This window comes from Longimicrobium sp. (genome assembly GCF_048594345.1).
Taxonomy (GTDB): Bacteria; Gemmatimonadota; Gemmatimonadetes; order Longimicrobiales; family Longimicrobiaceae; genus Longimicrobium.
On sequence record NZ_JBMDXM010000109.1, the window covers coordinates 43998 to 63969 of the forward strand.

The 19972-nt window shown below is 71.9% G+C and carries 1 protein-coding gene; it reads left to right on the forward strand.

Going from position 1 to position 19972, the window contains the following annotated elements:
• Positions 1-390: 390 nt before the first annotated feature.
• Positions 391-19560 carry a non-ribosomal peptide synthase/polyketide synthase gene (locus ACOJUJ_RS11935; RefSeq protein ID WP_420127102.1) on the forward strand — a complete coding sequence of 6390 codons (19170 nt, stop codon included), beginning with the start codon at positions 391-393 and terminating at the stop codon, positions 19558-19560.
• Positions 19561-19972 lie beyond the last annotated feature (412 nt).

The following is a 19972-nucleotide window of genomic DNA, read 5'->3' on the forward strand; positions in this document are numbered from 1 at the left end:
GACGCGTTCTCCGCGCCCGCGCGGCGATCATCGTGCTGGCAGCGCAAATCGCCGCGCACACGCGCTGGAGCGAAGGAATGCGTGCCCTGGCCGGACGGGGGCGGACGTATTCCCGAAGACGGAAGCTGATGGTAGATTCCGGGATTCTCCCGGTAGCTAACGTCATCTTGTTACAGCGCATACGCGCAATGCAGTGTGCGTGATGGCGTATACTGGCCGCACGGCTCCGTCGTGCGGAGAAATCGTGTTCCTCCTTTCCCCGAAGCCCGGCGGGGAACCGCGGTCTGGTGACCCGACCCGACCAACGTCCCGTCCTGCTCTCGAATCCCGCGGAGGCCTTCCGGCTTCCGCGTCACCGTTTCAAAGCTTGCCCTGCGGATGTCGACGCCCATGATGGAAGGACAGGAGGCGATCCCGGGCGCGGGAGCCATCTACGTGCCCGCGTTTGCTGATCCGGCGCTTCCCCCCCGCGACGCCGACGTCCCTCCCGATCCATGCCTCCACGAACGGTTTGCGGCGCAGGCGGCGCGCACACCGCACGCGGTGGCGCTCGTCTTTGAAGGCGAGACGCTGAGCTACGGCGAGTTGAATGCGCGGACCAACCGTCTCGCGCACCACCTCCGCTCGCTCGGCGTGGGCCCGGAGACGCGGGTGGGGATCTGCGTGGAACGGAGTCCGGAGATGGTGGTGGGGGTGCTGGGCATCCTGAAGGCAGGCGGCGCGTACGTGCCGCTGGACCCAGGCTACCCGTCGGAGCGCCTGTCGTACATGCTGGACGACAGCGCCCCGGCGGCGGTGCTCGTACAGACGCATCTGCGTGATCGTGTCGAGAGCGCGGGCGTGCCGGTGGTCGAACTGGACGCCGCGGCGCCGGCGTGGGCTTCGCTCCCCGCGACGGATCCGGAGCGCGGCGGGTTGACGGCGGAGCACCTGGCGTACGTCATCTACACCTCCGGCTCCACCGGCCGTCCGAAGGGTGTGCGCGTGCCGCACGGGAGCGTTGCCGCGACGCTGGCGGTGGCGGGTGACGCGTTCGGGTTCGATGCAAACGATCGCGTGCCCTCGCTGGCTTCGTTCGCGTTCGACATCTGGATCTTCGAGACGCTGCTCCCCTTGCTGGGCGGCGGCAGCGTCCGCCTGGTCCCGCGCGACCGCGTCGTGGACGTGCCTCGGTTGGTGGAAGACCTGGCCCGGTGCACCTCCGTGCACGCCGTGCCGGCGCTGATGCGCCGCATCGTGGAAGAGGTGCGCGCTACGCCGGAGGGGGTGCTGGGCGTGTTGCGCCACGCCTTTGTGGGCGGCGACGCGGTCGCGCCGGACCTGTTGGAGGAGATGCGGACGGCGTTCCCGGCGGCGGAGATCCACGTGCTGTACGGCCCGACGGAGGCGGCGATCATCTGCGCGACGCACCGGCTGGGCGAGGAAGCGGCGGCGCGGCAGATGGTGGGACGGCCGCTGGGCAACGCCGCGTTCTACGTGGTGGAGCCTGGGGGCGGTGTCGCGCCGGTCGGTGTCGCCGGGGAGCTATGGCTGGGCGGCGCCAGCGTGGCGCGCGACTACCTGGGTCGGCCGGGGCTGACGGCGGAGCGCTTCATCCCCGATCCGTTCTCGGCGCAGCCGGGGGCGCGGCTCTACCGCACCGGCGACCGGGTGCGCTGGGCGGAGGTGCGGGAGTGTGACGGTGACGACGATTCGCGCGAGGCTGATCCCACTCTCGCACTTTCGCACTCTCGCACTTTCGCACTCGAGTTCCTGGGCCGGACCGATCACCAGGTGAAGGTGCGCGGGTTCCGCATCGAGCTGGGTGAGATCGAGGCGCGCCTCGCGGAGCACCCGGGCGTGCGGGCTCCGGTCGTCCTGGCGCGTGAGGACGCGCCGGGTGACCGGCGGCTGGTGGCGTACTACCTGGCGGACGAGCCGGTCGCCGTGGACGCGCTGAAGTCGCATCTGGCCGAGCGGCTTCCGGAGTACATGGTGCCGGCGGCGTACGTGCGCCTGGAGGCGCTTCCGCTGACGCCGAACGGAAAGGTGGACCGCAACGCGCTCCCCGCGCCCACGGGTGATGCGTATGCGGCCCGGGAGTACGAGGCTCCGGTGGGCGAGACGGAGCAGGCGGTGGCCGCGATCTGGGCCGCGGTGCTGGGCGCGGAGCGGGTGGGCCGGCACGACGGCTTCCTGGATCTGGGCGGGCACTCGCTGCTGGCCACGCAGGTTGTGTCGCGGGTCCGCGAGCGGTTCGGGGTGGAGCTGCCGCTGAGCGCGCTCTTTGAGGGGCCCACGGTGGCGGAGCTGGCCGGGCGTGTGGAGGAAGTGCGCCAGGCGGAGCTGCCGGTGGTGCCGCCGGTGGTGCCGGTTGAGCGCACGGGGCCGCTGCCGCTCTCCTTTGCGCAGGAGCGGCTCTGGTTTCTGCACCAGATGGAGCCGGAGGGCACCCGCTACAACGGGCCCTGGCCCAGCCGGCTGCGGGGGCACCTCGACGCGAGCGCCCTGGAACGTGCACTGGACGAGCTGGTGCGCCGCCACGAGGCGCTGCGCACCACGTTCCGGCCGGTGGAGCGGGGTGCCGTCCAGATCGTCCACCCGGCCGCGCCCGCTCACCTGCCCGTGGTGGACCTCACCGGGCTCGCGCCGCGGGACCGCGAGGATGAGGCGCGCCGTCTGGCGCGGGAGGACGCGGAGCGCCTGTTCGACCTGGAGCGCGGTCCGCTGCTCCGCGCCACGCTGGTGCGCCTCGCCGACGACGAGCACGTGCTGCTGCTGACGATGCACCACATCGTCAGCGACGGATGGAGCATGGACGTGCTCTTTCGCGAGCTGTTCACCCTCTACGAATGGTTCTCGGGGCCCTCTGACGCGGCGGGGGCGGCATCGCCGCTGCCGCCGCTGGCGGTGCAGTACGCGGACTTCGCCGTGTGGCAGCGCGGCTGGCTGCGGGGCGAGGTGCTTCGCCGCCAGATCGACTGGTGGCGGGAGCGGCTGGGCGGCGCGCCCCCCGCGCTGGAGCTGCCGACCGACCGACCGCGCCCGGCGGTGGCCAGCTCGCGCGGCGCCGCCCACGTGTTCCGCATCCCCGCGCAGACCACACGCGGGCTTCGCGCGCTCGCCCGGCGGGAAGGGGCGACGCTCTACATGGTGGCGCACGCCGCCTTTGACCTGCTGCTCTCGCGCTGGTCGGGGCAGGAGGACCTTGTCGTCGGGTCTCCGATCGCGGGACGCACGCAGGGAGGGACGGAGGGGCTGATCGGCTTTTTCGTCAACACGCTCGCGCTGCGCATCGATCTTTCCGGCGACCCGTCGTTCCGGGAGCTCATGGGCCGGGTGCGCGAGACGGCGCTGGGCGCGTACGCCCACCAGGAGCTGCCGTTCGAGCGGCTGGTTGAGGAGGTCGCTCCGGACCGGGGGCTGTCGCATACGCCGCTTTTCCAGGTGATGTTCGCGCTCCAGAACCTGGGTTATGGCGAGGGCCCCGCCATCGCCGGGCTTCGGCTGGAGCCGTTTGGGAGCGAGGTCCGGACGTTCGGGAGCGAGAGCGGGACGGTACGCTTCGACCTGGAGCTGGACATCACGGAGGCGGGCGAAGAGCTGGTCGGGAGCCTGCGCTACCGGACCGACCTGTTCGACGCCGCCACCATGGAGCGCTTCGCGGCGCAGTACGGGGTCGTGCTCGCCGCGGCCGGCGCGTCGCCGGAGGAGCGCCTGTCGCGCCTGGCGCTGCTGCCCGCGGACGAGGCGCGGACGCTACTGGCGTACGGAAGCGGTCCCGCCCGCGAGGACGCGGGCATCCCGGTGCACCACCTGTTCGCGGCGCAGGCCGCCCGCACGCCGCAGGCTCCGGCCATCCGGTTCGAAAGCGATTCGCTCACGTACGCGGAGCTGGACGCGCGGGCCGAGTCGCTTGCCGTGCGCCTGCGTGGTCTGGGCGTTGGCGTCGGGACGACGGTTGCCGTGAGCCTGGAGCGCGGCCCCGGGGTGCTGGTGGCGCTGCTGGCCGTGTGGAAGGCGGGCGGCGTCTACCTGCCGCTGGATCCCGCCCATCCGGCGGAGCGGCTGTCGTTTCTGCTCGGCGACTCGGGCGCGAAGCTGGTGGTCACCGAGACGGCGCTGGCCGGTCGGCTGGCGGAGCGGAACGTTGAGGTGGTGCTGCTGGACGGGATCACCACTTCGCAGAGCGAAGACGAGACCGGTGCGGCGGCGGACGTCCTGCCGGGTGACCTGGCGTACCTGATCTACACGTCGGGGTCCACGGGCACGCCCAAGGCGGTGATGGTGGAGCACGCGCAGCTCACCCACACCCTGCGCGGCAGCCTGGAAACGCTCGGCTTCGCGTCCGGTGACGTGGTGGCGGCGCTCGCGTCGACCTCGTTCGACATCTCGCTGCTGGAGCTGGTCACGCCGCTGATGGCCGGCGGCGCCGTGCGCATCGTTCCCCACGCGGTTGTGCGCGACCCGGAGACGCTGGTCGAGGCTGTGGCGGACGTGACCGTGCTGCACGCCGTGCCGGCGCTGATGCGGCAGGTGGTGGAGGCCGCGCGCGGCGGGGTGGCGCTTCCCTCGCTGCGGCTCCTGCTGGTAGGCGGCGACTCGGTGCCGCCCGACCTGCTGGAGGACATGCGCGAGGTCTTTCCCGGCGCCAGGACCGTGGTCCTGTACGGTCCCACCGAGGCGACGATCATCTGCGCCACCTACGCCGTCCCCGCGGAGGGCGCGGTCGTCGGCCATCCGCTGGGCCGACCGTTGCCGGGCGTGCACCTGGCCGTTCGCGGTCCGCGCGGTGAGATGGCGCCGCTGGGGGTGCCTGGGGAGCTGTGGATCTCGGGCGCAGGGGTGGCACGAGGCTACCTGGGCCGTCCGGAACTGAACGCCGACAAATTCGTCGGTGCCGGGACGGAGCGGGCGTACCGCACGGGCGACCGCGCGCGCTGGCGCGCGGACGGCGTGCTGGAGTTCCTGGGGCGCGGTGACGAGCAGGTGAAGGTGCGCGGCTTCCGCATCGAGCCCGGCGAGGTGGAGGCCGTGCTGCGCGAGCAGCCCGGCGTTCGCGAAGCCGTGGTGCTGGCGCGGGAGGACGCGCCCGGTGATCGGCGCCTGGTCGCCTACGTGGTCCCCGGCGCGGACGAGGTCGTCGAGGTTGCCGACGCCGCCGGCAAGGAGCAGGTGTCGGAGTGGGAAACGCTCTTCGACGACACCTATGCGCAGGAAGAGGGAGAAGATCCCACCCTGGCGCTGAAGGGGTGGAACAGCAGCTACACCGGCGAGCCGATCCCCGCCGAAGAGATGCGCGGGTGGGTCGAGGACACCGTGGATCGCATCCTTGCGCTGCGTCCGGAGCGGGTGCTGGAGGTCGGCGCCGGAACGGGTCTGCTGCTGTTCCGCGTGGCGCCGCACACGCAGGCCTACGTCGGAACCGACTTCTCCGCGGTGGCGCTGGAGCACATCCGCCGCCATGCCGGGGGACTGCCGCAGGTGTCGCTGGCGCAGCGCGAGGGTGATCAGCTGGACGAGTACGCGGGTGCGGATTTCGACGTGGTGATCGTCAACTCGGTCGCCCAGTACTTCCCGGACCTGGGCTACCTGCTGCGCGTGCTTGACGGCGCTGCGGCGGCGCTGCGGCCGGGCGGGCGCATCTTCCTGGGCGACGTGCGCAGCCTGCCGCTGGCGGGCGCCTTCCACGCGTCGGTAGAGCTGGCGCGCGCCTCCGACGATCTGTCCGTCGAGCGACTGCGGGACCGGGTGCGGCGCGGGGTAGCGGAAGAGCAGGAGCTGCTGCTGGATCCGGCGCTGTTCGAAGCGGTGCGGGCGCGGATGCCACGCCTGGGCCGCGTCGAAGTGCAGGTGAAGCGCGGTGAGTACGACAACGAGGTCTCCCGCTTCCGCTACGACGTCGTGCTGCACCTCGACACCGACAGAGCCGACGCTGCGGCACCCGTCGTTCGTGAGTGGGGCGGGGAAGACGCGGCCGGGCTTCGCGCCCTGGCGGAGGGGAGCGCGTCGACGCTCGTCCGCGGCGTGCCGGACGCGCGGGTGCGGGAGCACGTCCGCGCATACGAGCTGGTATCCGCCGGCGGTGCGGGCGACGCGGCGATGGTGCGTGCACGCGCGGCTGCGGACGTGGGCGGAGTCGCCCCCGAGGCGCTGTTTGCGCTTGGCGACGAGTTGGCGAGAGGAATTGAGGTGCGCCCCGGCGCGGCCGGCACGCTGGACGTGCTCTTCCACCCCGCAGGCGGCGTCGCGCAGTTCCCCGCGCAGGTGGACCCGGAGCGGCCGTGGGAGACGTACGCGAACGATCCGCAATGGGGCCGCCGCATGCGCACACTGGTCCCCGCACTTCGCGAGGCCGCGCGCGCCCGGCTGCCGGAGTACATGGTGCCGAGCGCCTTCGTGGTGCTGGAGTCGTTCCCCGTCACGCCCAACGGCAAGGTGGACCGCGGGGCGCTCCCCGCGCCCGACACGGGCGCCGCCCGGGGGACGTACGTAGCGCCCCGCACGCCGGCCGAGGAGCGGATGGCCGGGATCTGGGCGGAGGTGCTGGGGGTGGAGCGCGTAGGCGCCGAAGACCACTTCTTCGACCTGGGCGGCCATTCGCTGCTCGCCACGCAGTTGGTGTCGCGGGTGCGCGAGGCGTTCGGGGCCGAGCTGCCGCTGCGGGCAGTGTTCGAGGCGCCCGCGCTGGCGGCGCTGGTGGGCCGCGTGGAGGCGCTTCGGACGGGGACGCCCGGGGATGCCGCGGCTCCGCCGCTGGTGCCGGTGCCGCGCGACGGCTCACCGCTGCCGCTTTCCTTTGCGCAGCAGCGGCAGTGGTTCATCGACCAGATGGAAGGCGCGGGCGCGGCGTACCACGTGGCGTGGCGGGTGCGGCTGCGCGGGCCGCTGGATCCGCGCGTGCTGGAGCGCGCGCTGCAGCGGATCGTGGCGCGCCACGAGTCGCTGCGTACGACCTTTCCCGCGGTGCAGGGCGAGCCGCGGCAGCGGATCGCCCCGGCGGACGAGCACGGCTTCGCCCTGCTGGACCAAGACCTCGCCGCGTGCGCGGACGTGGAGAGTGAGCTGCGTCGCCTGGCCGCGGAGGAGCTTGCCGCGCCGTTCGACCTGGCGGTGGGGCCGCTGGTGCGTGCCCGGCTGGTGCGGATTGCGGCGGATGACCACGCGCTGATGCTGACGATGCACCACGCCGTGAGCGACGGGTGGTCGGTCGGCGTGCTGGTGCGGGAACTGGAGGTGCTGTACCCCGCGTTCCTGCGCGGCGAGGCCGACCCGCTGCCGCCGCTGCCGGTGCAGTACGCCGACTTCGCCGTCTGGCACCGGCGCTGGGCTACCAGTCCCGTCATGGAGGCGCAGGCGGAGTACTGGACCCGGACGCTGGCGGGCGCGCCTGAACTGCTGGAGGTGCCGGCGGACCGCCCTCGCCCGGCCCGGCAGGACTTCGGCGGCGCGTCGGTAAAGGTGGAACTGGACGAGGCGCTGACCGCGGCGCTCAAGGCGCTGTCGCAGCGGCACGGGACCACGCCGTTCATGACGCTGCTGGCGGGGTGGGCGGTGGTGCTCGCCCGGCTGTCCGGCCAGAACGACGTGGTGGTGGGGGCACCGTCGGCGGGCCGCGGGAGCAGCGAGATCGAGGGGCTGATCGGCTTTTTCGTCAACACGCTGGCGCTGCGGGTGGAGCTGTCGGGCGCGCCCACGGTGGCGGAGCTGCTGGGACACGTGCGCGAGCGGGCGCTGGAGGCGCAGCGCAACCAGGACTTCCCCTTCGAGCAGGTGGTGGAGCGGGTGCAGCCTGCGCGCAGCCTGTCGCACACGCCGCTCTTTCAGGTGGTGCTGGCGTGGCAGGAGATGACGGGCGGCGAACTGAAGCTGCCGGGCATCGACGCTGCGCCGCTCGACGGCGTTGAGGAGGAGGCGGCCGGGTTTGACCTGATGCTGAGCCTGGCGCCGCGCGGCGGGCGCATCGCGGGGGAGCTCACGTACGCCACCGCGCTCTTTGACCGGGCCACGGTGGAGCGGTACGCCGGCTACCTGCGCCGCGTGCTGCAGGAGATGGCCGCGGACGATACACAGCCCATCGACCAGCTGGAACTGCTGTCCGCGGCCGAGCGCGCGCGGGTGGTGGTGGAGTGGAACCGCACGGCGGCGGCGTATCCACGCGAGTCGTGCATCCACACGCTGTTCGAGGCCCAGGCGGCGCGGACGCCGGACGCCGTCGCCGTGGAATACGAAGGCCATGCGCTGTCGTACGCGGAGCTGAACGCGCGCGCCAACCGCCTGGCGCACCACCTCCGCGCCCTGGGTGTGGGTCCGGACGCCCGGGTGGCGCTCTGCGTGGAGCGCGGGGTGGAGATGATCGTGGCGATGCTGGCCGTGCTCAAGGCCGGCGGCGCGTACGTCCCGCTGGACCCCTCGTACCCGGACGAGCGGCTGCGCTACATGCTGGCCGACAGCCGCCCCGCGGTGCTGCTGGCGTCGCGATCCCAGGCGGCGCGGTTCGCCGCGGCTGAGGTGCCGGTGCTCGACCCCGCGGACGAATCGGGCTGGGCACATTATCCGGACACCGATCCGCGGCTGGCGGGGCTCTCGCCCGACCACCTGTGCTACGTCATCTACACCTCCGGCAGCACCGGACGTCCCAAGGGCGTGGCGGTGCCGCACCGCGGCGTGGCGAGCCTGCTGGCCGACATGCAGCGCCGCGCGCCCATCGGCGAGGGTGACGGGTGCAGCCTGTGGACCAGCACCAGCTTCGACGTATCGGTCTACGAGATCTTCTCCGCGCTGCTGGCCGGCGGGCGGCTCTGCATCCCACGCGACGACGTGCGGCTGGAGGCAGGGGCGTTTCTGGACTGGATGGAGGCGCGCGACGTCCACAGCGCCTACCTGCCGCCGTACTTCCTGGCCGAGCTGCGTGACCGCGTCGTTCGGTCGCCCGGGCGAACCCGCTTGCACCGCCTGCTGGTGGGGGTGGAGCCGATCCCGGAGCCGCTGCTGGCGGAGATCCGGCAGAGCGTCCCCGGGCTGCGGATCATCAACGGCTACGGGCCCACGGAAACCACCATCTGCGCCACCCTTCACGACGTGCCCGACACGGCACGTGGCGAGCGGGTGACGCCGATCGGCCCGCCAGCGGCCAACACCCGCGTGTTTGTGGTGGATGCGCGGATGCAGCCGGTCCCGGTCGGCGTCGTGGGCGAGCTGTACGTGGGCGGCGTGGGCGTGGCGCGCGGATACCTGGACCGCCCGGCGCTGACCGCGGAGCGCTTTGTCCCCGACCCGCTCTCGGGCGAGCCGGGGGCGCGGCTGTACCGCACGGGCGACCTGGGCCGCTGGCTGCCGGAGGGGGCGCTGGCGTTCGCCGGCCGCACCGACGCGCAGGTCAAGGTGCGCGGCTACCGCGTGGAGCCGGGCGAGATCGAGGCGCGGCTGGCGGAGCACCCGGCGGTGCGGGAGGCCGTCGTCGTGGCGCGGGAGGACGCGCCGGGCGACAAGCGGCTGGTCGCGTACTATCGGGCGGACGAGCCGGTCGCCGTCGAGGCGCTGAAGGTGCACCTCGCCGAGCGCCTTGTTGAGCACATGGTCCCTGCGGCGTACGTGCGCCTGGACGCGATGCCGCTTACCCCCAGCGGCAAGGTGGACCGCCGTGCGCTCCCCGCGCCGGGAGGCGACGCGTTCGCCGCGCGTGGGTACGAGGCGCCGTCCAGCAGCACGGAGGAGACGGTCGCGGGCATCTGGGCGGAGCTGCTGGGCGCGAGGCGCGTGGGCAGGCGCGACCACTTCTTTGACCTGGGCGGGCACTCGCTGCTTGCGGTGCGCGCCGTGTCGCGGGTGCGCCAGGCGCTGGGCGTTGAGGCCATGCCCCGCGACATGTTCGAGCGGCCCGTGCTGGCGGACTTCGCGCGCGGGCTGGAGACCGCCGCCCGTGCCGACGCGACGGCAATCATGCCGGTGGATCGCACAGGCCCGATTCCGCTGTCCTTTGCGCAGCAGCGGCTGTGGTTTCTGGAGCAGCTGGGAGACCTGGGCGACACCTACCACATCCCGATGGGCCTGCGGCTGCGCGGCACTCTGGACCACGGCGCGCTGGTGCGGTCGCTGGACCGCATCGTCGCGCGCCACGAGGCGCTGCGCACCTCCTTCGCGATGGTGGAGGGCGAGCCGGTGCAGCACATCGCCCCGGTTCAGGAGAGCGGGTTCCGGCTGGCGGAGCACGATCTTCGCGCCTCGCCGGACGCGGAGGACGCGCTGCGCCGCCTGGTGCAGGACGAGGCGAGCGCGCCGTTCGACCTGGCGCGGGGGCCGCTGTTCCGCGGACGGCTGATTCGCATGGCGGCGGACGACCACATGCTGCTGCTGACCATGCACCACATCGTCAGCGACGGCTGGTCGGCCGGCGTGCTGTTCCGCGAGTTGGCCGCGCTGTACACCGCTTTCGCCCGCGGCGAGCCCGATCCGCTGCCGCCGCTTCCCATCCAGTACGCGGACTATGCCGTGTGGCACCGCCGCTGGGTGGAAGGACCGGTGCTGGAAGCGCAGGCGGAGTACTGGACCCGGACGCTGGCCGGCGCGCCCGAGCTGCTGGAGCTGCCCACGGACCATCCGCGCCCGGCCAAGCAGGAGTTCGCCGGTGCGTCGGTCGACGTGGAGCTGGACGAAGCGCTGGCCGCGGCGCTCCGGACGCTGTCGCAGCGGCACGGCACAACGCTGTTCATGACGCTGCTGGCGGGATGGGCGGCCGTGCTCGCGCGGCTTTCGGGGCAGGACGACGTGGTCATCGGCACCCCCACCGCCAACCGCGGCCGCGCCGAGGTGGAGGAGTTGATCGGCTTCTTCGTCAACACGCTGCCGTTGCGGGTGGACCTGTCGGGCGCGCCCACGGCGGCCGGGCTGCTGGACCGCGTCCGATCGCTGGCGCTGGAGGCGCAGCGCAATCAGGACATCCCCTTCGAGCAGGTGGTGGAGCGCGTGCACCCCACGCGCAGCCTGGCCCACAGCCCGCTCTTTCAGGTGATGTTCACCTGGCAGAACGCGGCGGAAGAAAGCCTGGAGCTGCCGGGGCTGGTGCTGGACCCGGCGGACTCCCAGGGCTCGCCGGCCCAGGTGCGCGCGAAGTTCGACCTCTCGCTGTCACTGCAGGAAGACGGGGGGCGGATTGTAGGGACGATGGACTACGCCACCGCGCTCTTCGACCGGGCGACCGTCGAGCGGCACGTGGAGTGCCTGCGCCGCGTGCTGGAAGAGATGGTGGCCGATGACGCGCGGGCCGCGCACGCGCTGGAGATGCTTCCGGCCGCCGAGCGGCGCCTGGTCGTCGACGAGTGGAATCGGACCGGGGCGGATCTCCCCGCCGTGCCCGCCCACCAGCTGTTCGAGGCGCAGGTGGAGAAGACGCCGGACGCGACGGCGGTCGTCTTCGGTGCGGATTCGCTCACCTACGCCGAGCTGAACGCGCGCGCCAACCGGCTCGCACGCTGGCTGCGCGGGCGCGGGGTGGGCGCCGAGGTACGTGTGGGGCTGAGCCTGGAGCGGGCGCCAGAGATGGTGGTTGCCGTGCTGGGCGTGCTGAAGGCAGGTGGCGCCTACGTCCCGCTGGATCCGTCGTATCCGGCCGAGCGGTTGGCGTATATGGCCACGCACTCCGCCCTCCCCGTCGTACTGACGCAGGAGCGCCTTCTGGGCCGCCTTCCCTTTGACGCAGGCGTCGAGGTGGTCGCGCTGGATGCGCGGTGGGGGGAGATCGAGAGGGAAGACGCGGCGGACGCGGCGGATCCGAGCGTGGCGGTGGATCCGCGGAGCCTGGCGTACGTGCTTTACACCTCCGGGAGCACCGGCCGTCCGAAGGGCGTGGCCGTGGAGCACGCGCAGTTGGCCGCCTACCTGGCGTGGGCGACTCGCACCTATCCGGGTGGCGGGTCGGCGCTGCACTCGTCGCTTTCCTTTGACCTGACTGTCACCAGTCTCTTTGTCCCGCTGCTGGGTGGCGGCGCGGTGGAGCTGGTGGAGGAGGAGAATGCGGTCGAGGGGCTGGCGCGCGTGCTGGAGCGCGGCGGCCGCGAGATGCTGAAGCTGACCCCCGCGCACCTGCGCGTGCTGGGCGAGCGGCTGTCAGAGCGGGGCGCCGTGGGCGGGGCTGCGTGCCTGGTGGTGGGCGGTGAGCCGTTGATCGGGGAGCAGATCGGCTGGTGGATCCGAAATCTGCCCGAGACGGTGATCGTCAACGAGTACGGCCCCACCGAGACGGTGGTGGGGTGCTCCATCCACTCCCAGCGTCTGGCCGAAACCGGCGCCGGGCAGGTGTCGATCGGCCGGCCCGTGGCCAACACGCGGATTTACACGCTGGACGCGCGCGGCGAGCCGGCGCCCATCGGCGTTCCCGGCGAGTTGTACGTTGGAGGCGCGCAGGTGACGCGCGGTTACCTGGGGCGGCCGGGGCTGACGGCGGAGCGCTTCGTCCCGGATCCGTTCTCGCTCCAAGGTGGCGCGCGGATGTACCGCACCGGCGACCTGGGCCGCTGGCGTGCGGACGGAACGCTGGAGTACCTGGGGCGCACGGACTTCCAGGTAAAGGTGCGCGGCTTCCGCATCGAACTGGGCGAGATCGAGGCGGTGCTGCGCCAGCACGAGGGCGTCGCCGATTGTGCGGTGATGGCGCGCGAAGACGCGGGCGATCAGCGGCTGGTCGCGTACGTCGTGGGCGAGGTGGAGGCGGATGCGTTGCGCGCGCACGTGCGCCGGGCCTTGCCGGAGTACATGGTTCCGTCCGCGTTCGTGTTCCTGAGCGAGCTGCCGCTGACCACGAATGGCAAGCTGGACCGCAAGGCGCTGCCGGCGCCGGAGTACGTGGCCGACGCGGACCAGTACGTGGCGCCGCGCACGCCGGCCGAGGAGGTGATTGCCGCGATCTGGGCGGAGGTGCTGAAGGTCGACCGGGTGGGGGTGCACGACAACTTCTTTACCCTGGGCGGGCACTCGCTGCTGGCGGTCACCCTGATCGAGCGGATGCGGCGCCGCGGCGTGCGCGCGGACGTGCGTGCGCTGTTCGCCACGCCCACGGTCGCGGAGCTCGCCGCGGCGGCAGGCGGTGGCTTCAACGAGATCGCCATCCCGCCCAACCGCATCCCGGCCGGCTGCGATGCCATCACGCCGGAAATGCTCCCGCTGGTGGAGCTTACGCAGGCGGAGATCGACCGCATCGTGGCCGGCGTGCCGGGTGGCGCGGCGAACGTGCAGGACATCTACCCGCTGGCGCCCCTGCAGGAGGGAATCCTCTTCCACCACCTGCTCACGCGGGAGGGCGATCCCTATCTGCTCTCCATGCCGTTCGCGTTCGAAAGCCGCGAGCAGGTGGATGCCTACCTGGCCGCGCTGCAGGCGGTGATCGCGCGGCACGACGTCCTGCGCACGGCAGTGGTGTGGGAAGGCCTGCCGGAACCGGTGCAGGTGGTCTGGCGCCAGGCTCCGCTCTCCGTCGAAGAAGTGGAGGTCGACCCGGCGGGCGATGCGGCGCGGCAGCTGTACGAGCGCTTCGATCCGCGGCATCACCGGATCGACCTGGGCCGCGCTCCCCTGCTGCGCGCCTGCGTCACCCATGACGTGGCTGAGGATCGGTGGGTGCTGCTCCTGCTGCAGCACCACATGACGAGCGATCACACGTCGCTGGACGTGCTGCGGGCCGAGATCGACGCACACCTGGAGGGTCGCGCGGACCAACTGCCGGCGCCGCTGCCCTTCCGCAACTACGTGGCGCAGGCGCGGCTGGGGGCGAGCCGCGCGGAGCACGAGGCGTTCTTCGGCGAGTTGCTGGGCGACGTCGACGAGCCGACGGCGCCGTTCGGATTGCGGGACGTGCACGGGGACGGGCTGGGGCTGGAGGAAGGAACGCTGGAGGTGGAGGAGGGGCTGGGGATCCGGCTGCGGGAGCGTGCGCGGGCGCTGGGGGTGAGCGCGGCGAGCGTGTGCCACGTGGCGTGGGCGCAGGTGCTGGCGCGGGTTTCTGGCCGGAGCGACGTGGTTTTCGGCACCGTGCTCTTGGGGCGGATGCAGGGCGGGGAAGGAGCGGACCAGGTGCTGGGGCCGTTCATCAACACGCTGCCCGTACGCATCCAGGTGGCGGAGGCAGGTGCGGTGACGAGCGTGCGCCGGACGCAGGCGCTGCTGGCCAGCCTGGTGCGCCACGAGCACGCATCCCTCGTGCTGGCGCAGCAGATGAGCGGGGTGCAGGCCCCGGAGCCTCTTTTCTCCGCGGTCCTGAACTACCGGCACGGTGTGGATGACGAAGAGCTGCGGCCGGCGTCCAGCGGAATCGCCCTGGAAACCGTCGTGCGTGAGCGGTCGAACTACCCGCTCATTCTCTCGGTGAACGACCAGGAAGACCGATTCTCCCTGACGGTGCAGGTGCAGCCCGGGATCGGCGCGGAGCGGGTGTGCGCGCTCATGAACACGGCGCTTGCGGGACTGGTTGAGACGCTGGATACGGCGCCGGAGCGGCCGCTGGAAACCATCGAGGTGCTGCCGGAGGCCGAGCGGCGTCAGGTGCTGGAGGAGTTCAACGCCACGCGAGCCGAGTCTCCGGGCGAAGCTTTCGTGCACGAACTGTTCGCGGCCCAGGCGGAGCGCACGCGCGGCGCGGCCGCGCTCGTCTTTGAAGACGAAGCGCTGAGCTACGGCGAGTTGAACGCCCGCGCGAACCGTCTCGCGCACTACCTCCGCTCGCTGGGCGTCGGGCCGGAGACGCGGGTGGGGCTCTGCGTGGAGCGGAGCCCCGAGATGGTGGTGGGGGTGCTGGCGGTGCTCAAGGCGGGCGGGGCGTATGTGCCGCTTGATCCGGGCTACCCGGCGGAGCGCCTGGCGTACATGCTTGCGGACAGCGCCCCGGCGGCGGTGCTGGTGCAGACGCATCTACGTGATCGTGTCGAGGCCGCGGGCGTGCCGGTAGTCGAGTTGGACGCAGCCGGGACGGGGTGGGCCTCGCTGCCCGCGACGGACCCAGGCCGCGACGGGCTGACGGCGGATCACCTGGCGTACGTGATCTACACGTCGGGCTCCACCGGCCGTCCGAAAGGTGTGCGCGTGCCGCACGCGAGCGTTGCCGCCACACTGGCCGTGGCGGGTGAAGCGTTCGGGTTCGATGCAGACGACCGCGTGCCCTCGCTGGCCTCGTTCGCCTTCGACATCTGGATCTTCGAGACGCTGCTCCCCTTGCTGGGCGGCGGCAGCGTGCAGCTGGTGCCGCGCGACCGCGTCGTCGACGTGCCGCGGCTGGTGGAGGACCTGGCCTCCTGTACCGCGGTGCACGCTGTGCCGGCGCTGATGCGGCGCATCGTGGAGGAGGTGCGCACCACGCCGGAGGGGGTGTTGGGCACGCTGCGCCACGCCTTCGTGGGCGGCGACGCGGTCGCGCCGGACTTGCTGGAGGAGATGCGGACAGCTTTCCCGGCGGCCGAGATCCACGTGCTGTACGGACCGACCGAGGCGGCGATCATCTGCGCCTCACACCGCTTGGGTGGGGAAACTGCGGCGCGGCAGATGGTTGGGCGGCCGCTGGGCAACGCCGCGCTCTACGTGGTGGATCCTGAGGGTCGAGTGGCGCCGGTCGGCGTCGCCGGGGAGCTGTGGCTAGGCGGCGCCAGCGTGGCGCGCGACTACCTGGGTCGGCCTGGGCTGACGGCGGAGCGCTTCGCCCCCGATCCGTTCTCGGCCCAGCCGGGCGCGCGGCTCTATCGGACGGGCGACCGGGTGCGCTGGCTGGCGGACGGGTCGCTGGAGTTCCTGGGACGCACGGACTTACAGGTGAAGGTGCGCGGCTTCCGCATTGAGCCGGGCGAGATCGAGGCGCGGCTCGCGGAGCACCCGGGCGTGCGCGAGGCGGTGGTGCTGGTGCGCGAAGACGCGCGGGGCGAGAAGCGGCTGGTGGCGTACGTGGCTGGCGATGAGACGGCCGGAGCGGACGTGCTGCGTGCGCACCTGGGCGAGAGGTTGCCCGAGTACATGGTCCCCGCCGCCTACGTCCGCCTGGATGCGCTTCCGCTTACCCCGAACGGCAAGGTTGATCGCAAGGCGCTTCCCGCGCCGGAAGGCAACGCGTACTCGGCCCACGAGTATGAAGCTCCGGTGGGCCAGGCCGAGCAGGCGGTCGCGGCGATCTGGTCGGAGCTGCTGGGCGCGGAGCGCGTGGGTAGGCGTGACCACTTCTTCGACCTGGGCGGGCACTCGCTGCTGGCGGTGCGCGTGATTTCGCGCGTTCGTCAGGCGCTGGGCGTGGAGGTCTCGCCCCGCGACGTGTTCGAGCGGCCGGTGCTGGCGGACTTCGCGCGTGGGCTGGAAACCGCCGCGCGTGCGGATGCGACGGCGATCACACAGGTAGATCGGACCGCGCCGATTCCGCTCTCCTTCGCGCAGCAGCGGCTGTGGTTCCTGGAGCAGCTGGGGAACCTGGGCAGCACCTACCACATGCCCCTGCGGCTGCGGCTGCGGGGCGAGCTGGACCGCGGCGCCCTCGTCCGCGCGCTGGACCGCATTGTCGCCCGCCACGAGGCGCTGCGCACCTCCTTCCCCACGGTGGATGAGGAGCCGGTTCAGCACATCGCCCCGGCCGAGGAGAGCGGATTCCGTCTGGTGGAGCACGATCTCCGCGCTTCCGCGGACGCGGAGGACGAGCTGCGGGGCATCGTGCAGGAGGAGACGAACGCGCCCTTCGATCTGGCGCGGGGGCCGCTGTTCCGCGGCCGCCTGATTCGGATGGCGGCGGACGACAACGTGCTGCTGCTGACGATGCACCACATCGTCAGCGACGGCTGGTCGGCCGGCGTGCTGCACCGCGAAGTGGGCCTGCTGTACGCCGCCTTTGCGCGCGGCGAGCCCGATCCGCTGCCGCCGCTCCCCATTCAGTACGCGGACTACGCCGTGTGGCACCGCCAGTGGGTGGAAGGACCGGTGCTGGAAGCCCAGGCGGAGTACTGGACCCAGACGCTGGCGGGCGCCCCCGAGCTGCTGGAGCTGCCGACGGACCACCCGCGCCCGGCGAAGCAGGACTTCGCCGGCGGCCTGGTCGGCGTGGAGCTGGATGAAGGGCTGGCGGCGGCGCTCCGGACGCTGTCGCAGCGGCACGGCACCACGCTGTTCATGACGCTGCTGGCCGGCTGGGCCGCCGTGCTCGCCCGGCTGTCGGGGCAGGACGACGTGGTGATCGGCACGCCGAGCGCCAACCGCGGCCGCGCGGAGGTGGAGGATCTGATCGGCTTCTTTGTCAACACGCTGCCAGTCCGTATCGACCTGTCGGATGGGCCGCGTGTGGGGGAGCTGATCGATCGCGTGAAAGCGCGGGTGCTGGAGGCGCAGCAGAACCAGGACATCCCGTTCGAACAGGTGGTGGATCGGGTGCAGCCGGCGCGCAGCATGGCGCACACCCCGATCTTCCAGGTGATGTTTGCCTGGCAGAACGCGCCTGGGGACGGCCTGGAGCTGCCGGGGCTGGCACTGGGTCCGCTGGACGACCTGGATTCCGAGGACACGTCGTCGCGGGCGACCTCGAAGTTCGACCTGTCGCTGACGCTCTGGGAGAATGGCGGGCGGATCGACGGGGTGGTGGAGTACGCCACGGCGCTCTTTGACCGGGCGACGGTCGAGCGGCACGCTGGCTACCTGCGCCGCGTGCTGGAAGAGATGGCTGCAGACGACGCGAAGCCGGTCCATGGGCTGGACCTGCTTTCCGCCGCCGAGCGACGCACGGTGGTGGAGGCGTGGAACGACACCGACGCCACGTTCTCCGCCGGCGCCTGCATCCACGAACTGTTCGAAGCCCAGGCGGCGCGCGCGCCGGGCGCGGTGGCGGTGTCGTTCCAGGGCGAGCGTCTCACCTACGCGGAGCTGAACGCGCGGGCAAACCGGCTGGCGCACCACCTCCGCGCGCTGGGCGTGGGGCCGGATGCGCGAGTAGGGGTCTGCGTGGAGCGCGGCGCGGAGATGGTCGTCAGCCTGCTGGCCATTCTCAAGTCGGGCGGTGCGTACGTGCCGCTAGACCCGGCGTACCCCGCCGACCGGCTGCGCTACATGCTGGAGGATAGCGCGCCGGCGGCGCTCATCACGCAGTCGTCGCTGGCTGACACGTTCGCGGGGCTAGACGTCCCGGTGGTGGAGCTCGATGCTGCGGCGTGGGCGGCGGGGCCGGATACGAACCCCATGCGCGCGGGGCTCACGCCCGACCACCTGGCGTACGTCATCTACACGTCCGGCTCTACGGGGCGTCCCAAGGGCGTGATGGTCGCGCACCGCAGCCTGGTGAACCACACCGCGTGGCAGGCCGCCGCGTTTGGCATCGGCGCGAACGACACGGTGCTGCAGCGCACGTCCATCTCGTTCGACGCGTCGGTGTGGGTGCTGTGGACGCCGCTGGCCAGCGGCGCGCGGATGCTGCTCCTTTCGTCCGACGTGGCGAAGGATCCGGAGGCGATGGGGCGCGCCGTCGAGGAGGGCGGAGTCACCATCGCCCAGTTCGTCCCGACCCTTCTGCAGGCGGTGCTCGGCGCGCTCCCGGAGGGCGGGTCGCTTCCCTGCCGCATCCTCTTCTGCGGCGGCGAGGCGCTTTCCGCCGAACTTGTGGAGGAGGCGCGCTCGGCGGGCGTGGGTGAGGTGGTGAACCTGTACGGTCCCACCGAAGCGACCATCGACTCCACCTCGCACGTGTGCGCCGTGGACGGCCGCGCGCCCGCTATTGGGCAGCCGATCGCCAATGCGCGGATGTACGTCCTGGACGCGCGTGGCGCGCTGGCTCCCGTGGGGGTGGCTGGCGAGCTGTACGTGGGCGGGGCCGGCGTGGCCCGCGGGTATCTGAGCCGCGCCGGGCTGACGGCGGAGCGCTTCGTTCCCGATCCGTTCTCGACGGAAGGCGGCGCGCGGATGTACCGCACTGGCGACCTGGGCCGCTGGAGGGCGGACGGAACGCTGGAGTTCATGGGGCGCACCGATTTCCAGGTGAAGGTGCGTGGCTTCCGCATCGAGCTGGGCGAGATCGAGGCCGCGCTTCGCAGCCACGACGCGATTCGCGACGCGCTGGTCCTGGCGCGCGAGGACGCGCCGGGCGACCGGCGGCTGGTGGCGTACTACCTGTCGGACCAGCCGGTCGCCGTGGACGCACTGAAGGCGCACCTTGCCGGGCGTCTGCCGGAGCACATGGTACCGGCGGCGCACGTGTGGATGGAGGCGTTTCCACGGACGCCGAACGGAAAGACCGATCGCCGGGCGCTCCCGGCGCCGGGTGGCGACGCGTTCGCCGCGCGCGGTTACGAAGCACCCGAGGGCGAGACCGAGGAGGCGGTCGCGGCGATCTGGACCGGCCTCCTTGGTGTGGAGCGGGTGGGCCGCCACGACGACTTCTTTCAGCTGGGCGGCAACTCCCTCCTGGCCACGCGGCTGGTGTTCCGCATCAGGCGAGAGATGGACGTGGAGCTTTCGGTAAGCGACGTTTTCGAAAAGTCCGAGCTTTCCCTGCTGGCCCAGCACCTGGTCGAGGTGCAGCTGGCCGATTTTGATCCGGAGCTGCTGCAGGAGTTGCTCGCGCTGGCCCGCGCCGCGGACGGAGGATGACCCGTCAGCCGTTTTCCATCGCCACGATGAACTGCCCGCAGAGCCGATGCGCACGACGCCGTCGTCTACGAAACGCCTCCTCAAGCTGGCGCACGCCAGGAGGTTGTGGGAAGGCGGACCTTGCCGCGCCGTGTAATCCGGAAAACAACCGTCGGAAGGTACCGAGGGACCGAGAACAGCGAGAGGAACAGAGGTGATCCGCATTCCGTCCTCTGTTCCTCTGGCTGTGTCTGTTCCTCTGTACCCTGACCTCAGTTTCCCGTAGACCGGATTGAGGTGAGGTGTTTTTCCGGGTTTGGTAAAAGCCGTTCATCAGCGGCGAAGTAGCGGTGGTGGTCGCGTCCCGGGCTCGCACCTCATCGTGATCCACGAGCCGCACGTGCACGCCGCCGCCATCCGGGCCGCCATCGAC

Excerpts from the sequence above, each read along its gene's own strand:
- ACOJUJ_RS11935 (WP_420127102.1), top strand. The coding sequence starts at position 391 with ATGATGGAAGGACAGGAGGCGATCCCGGGCGCGGGAGCCATCTACGTG.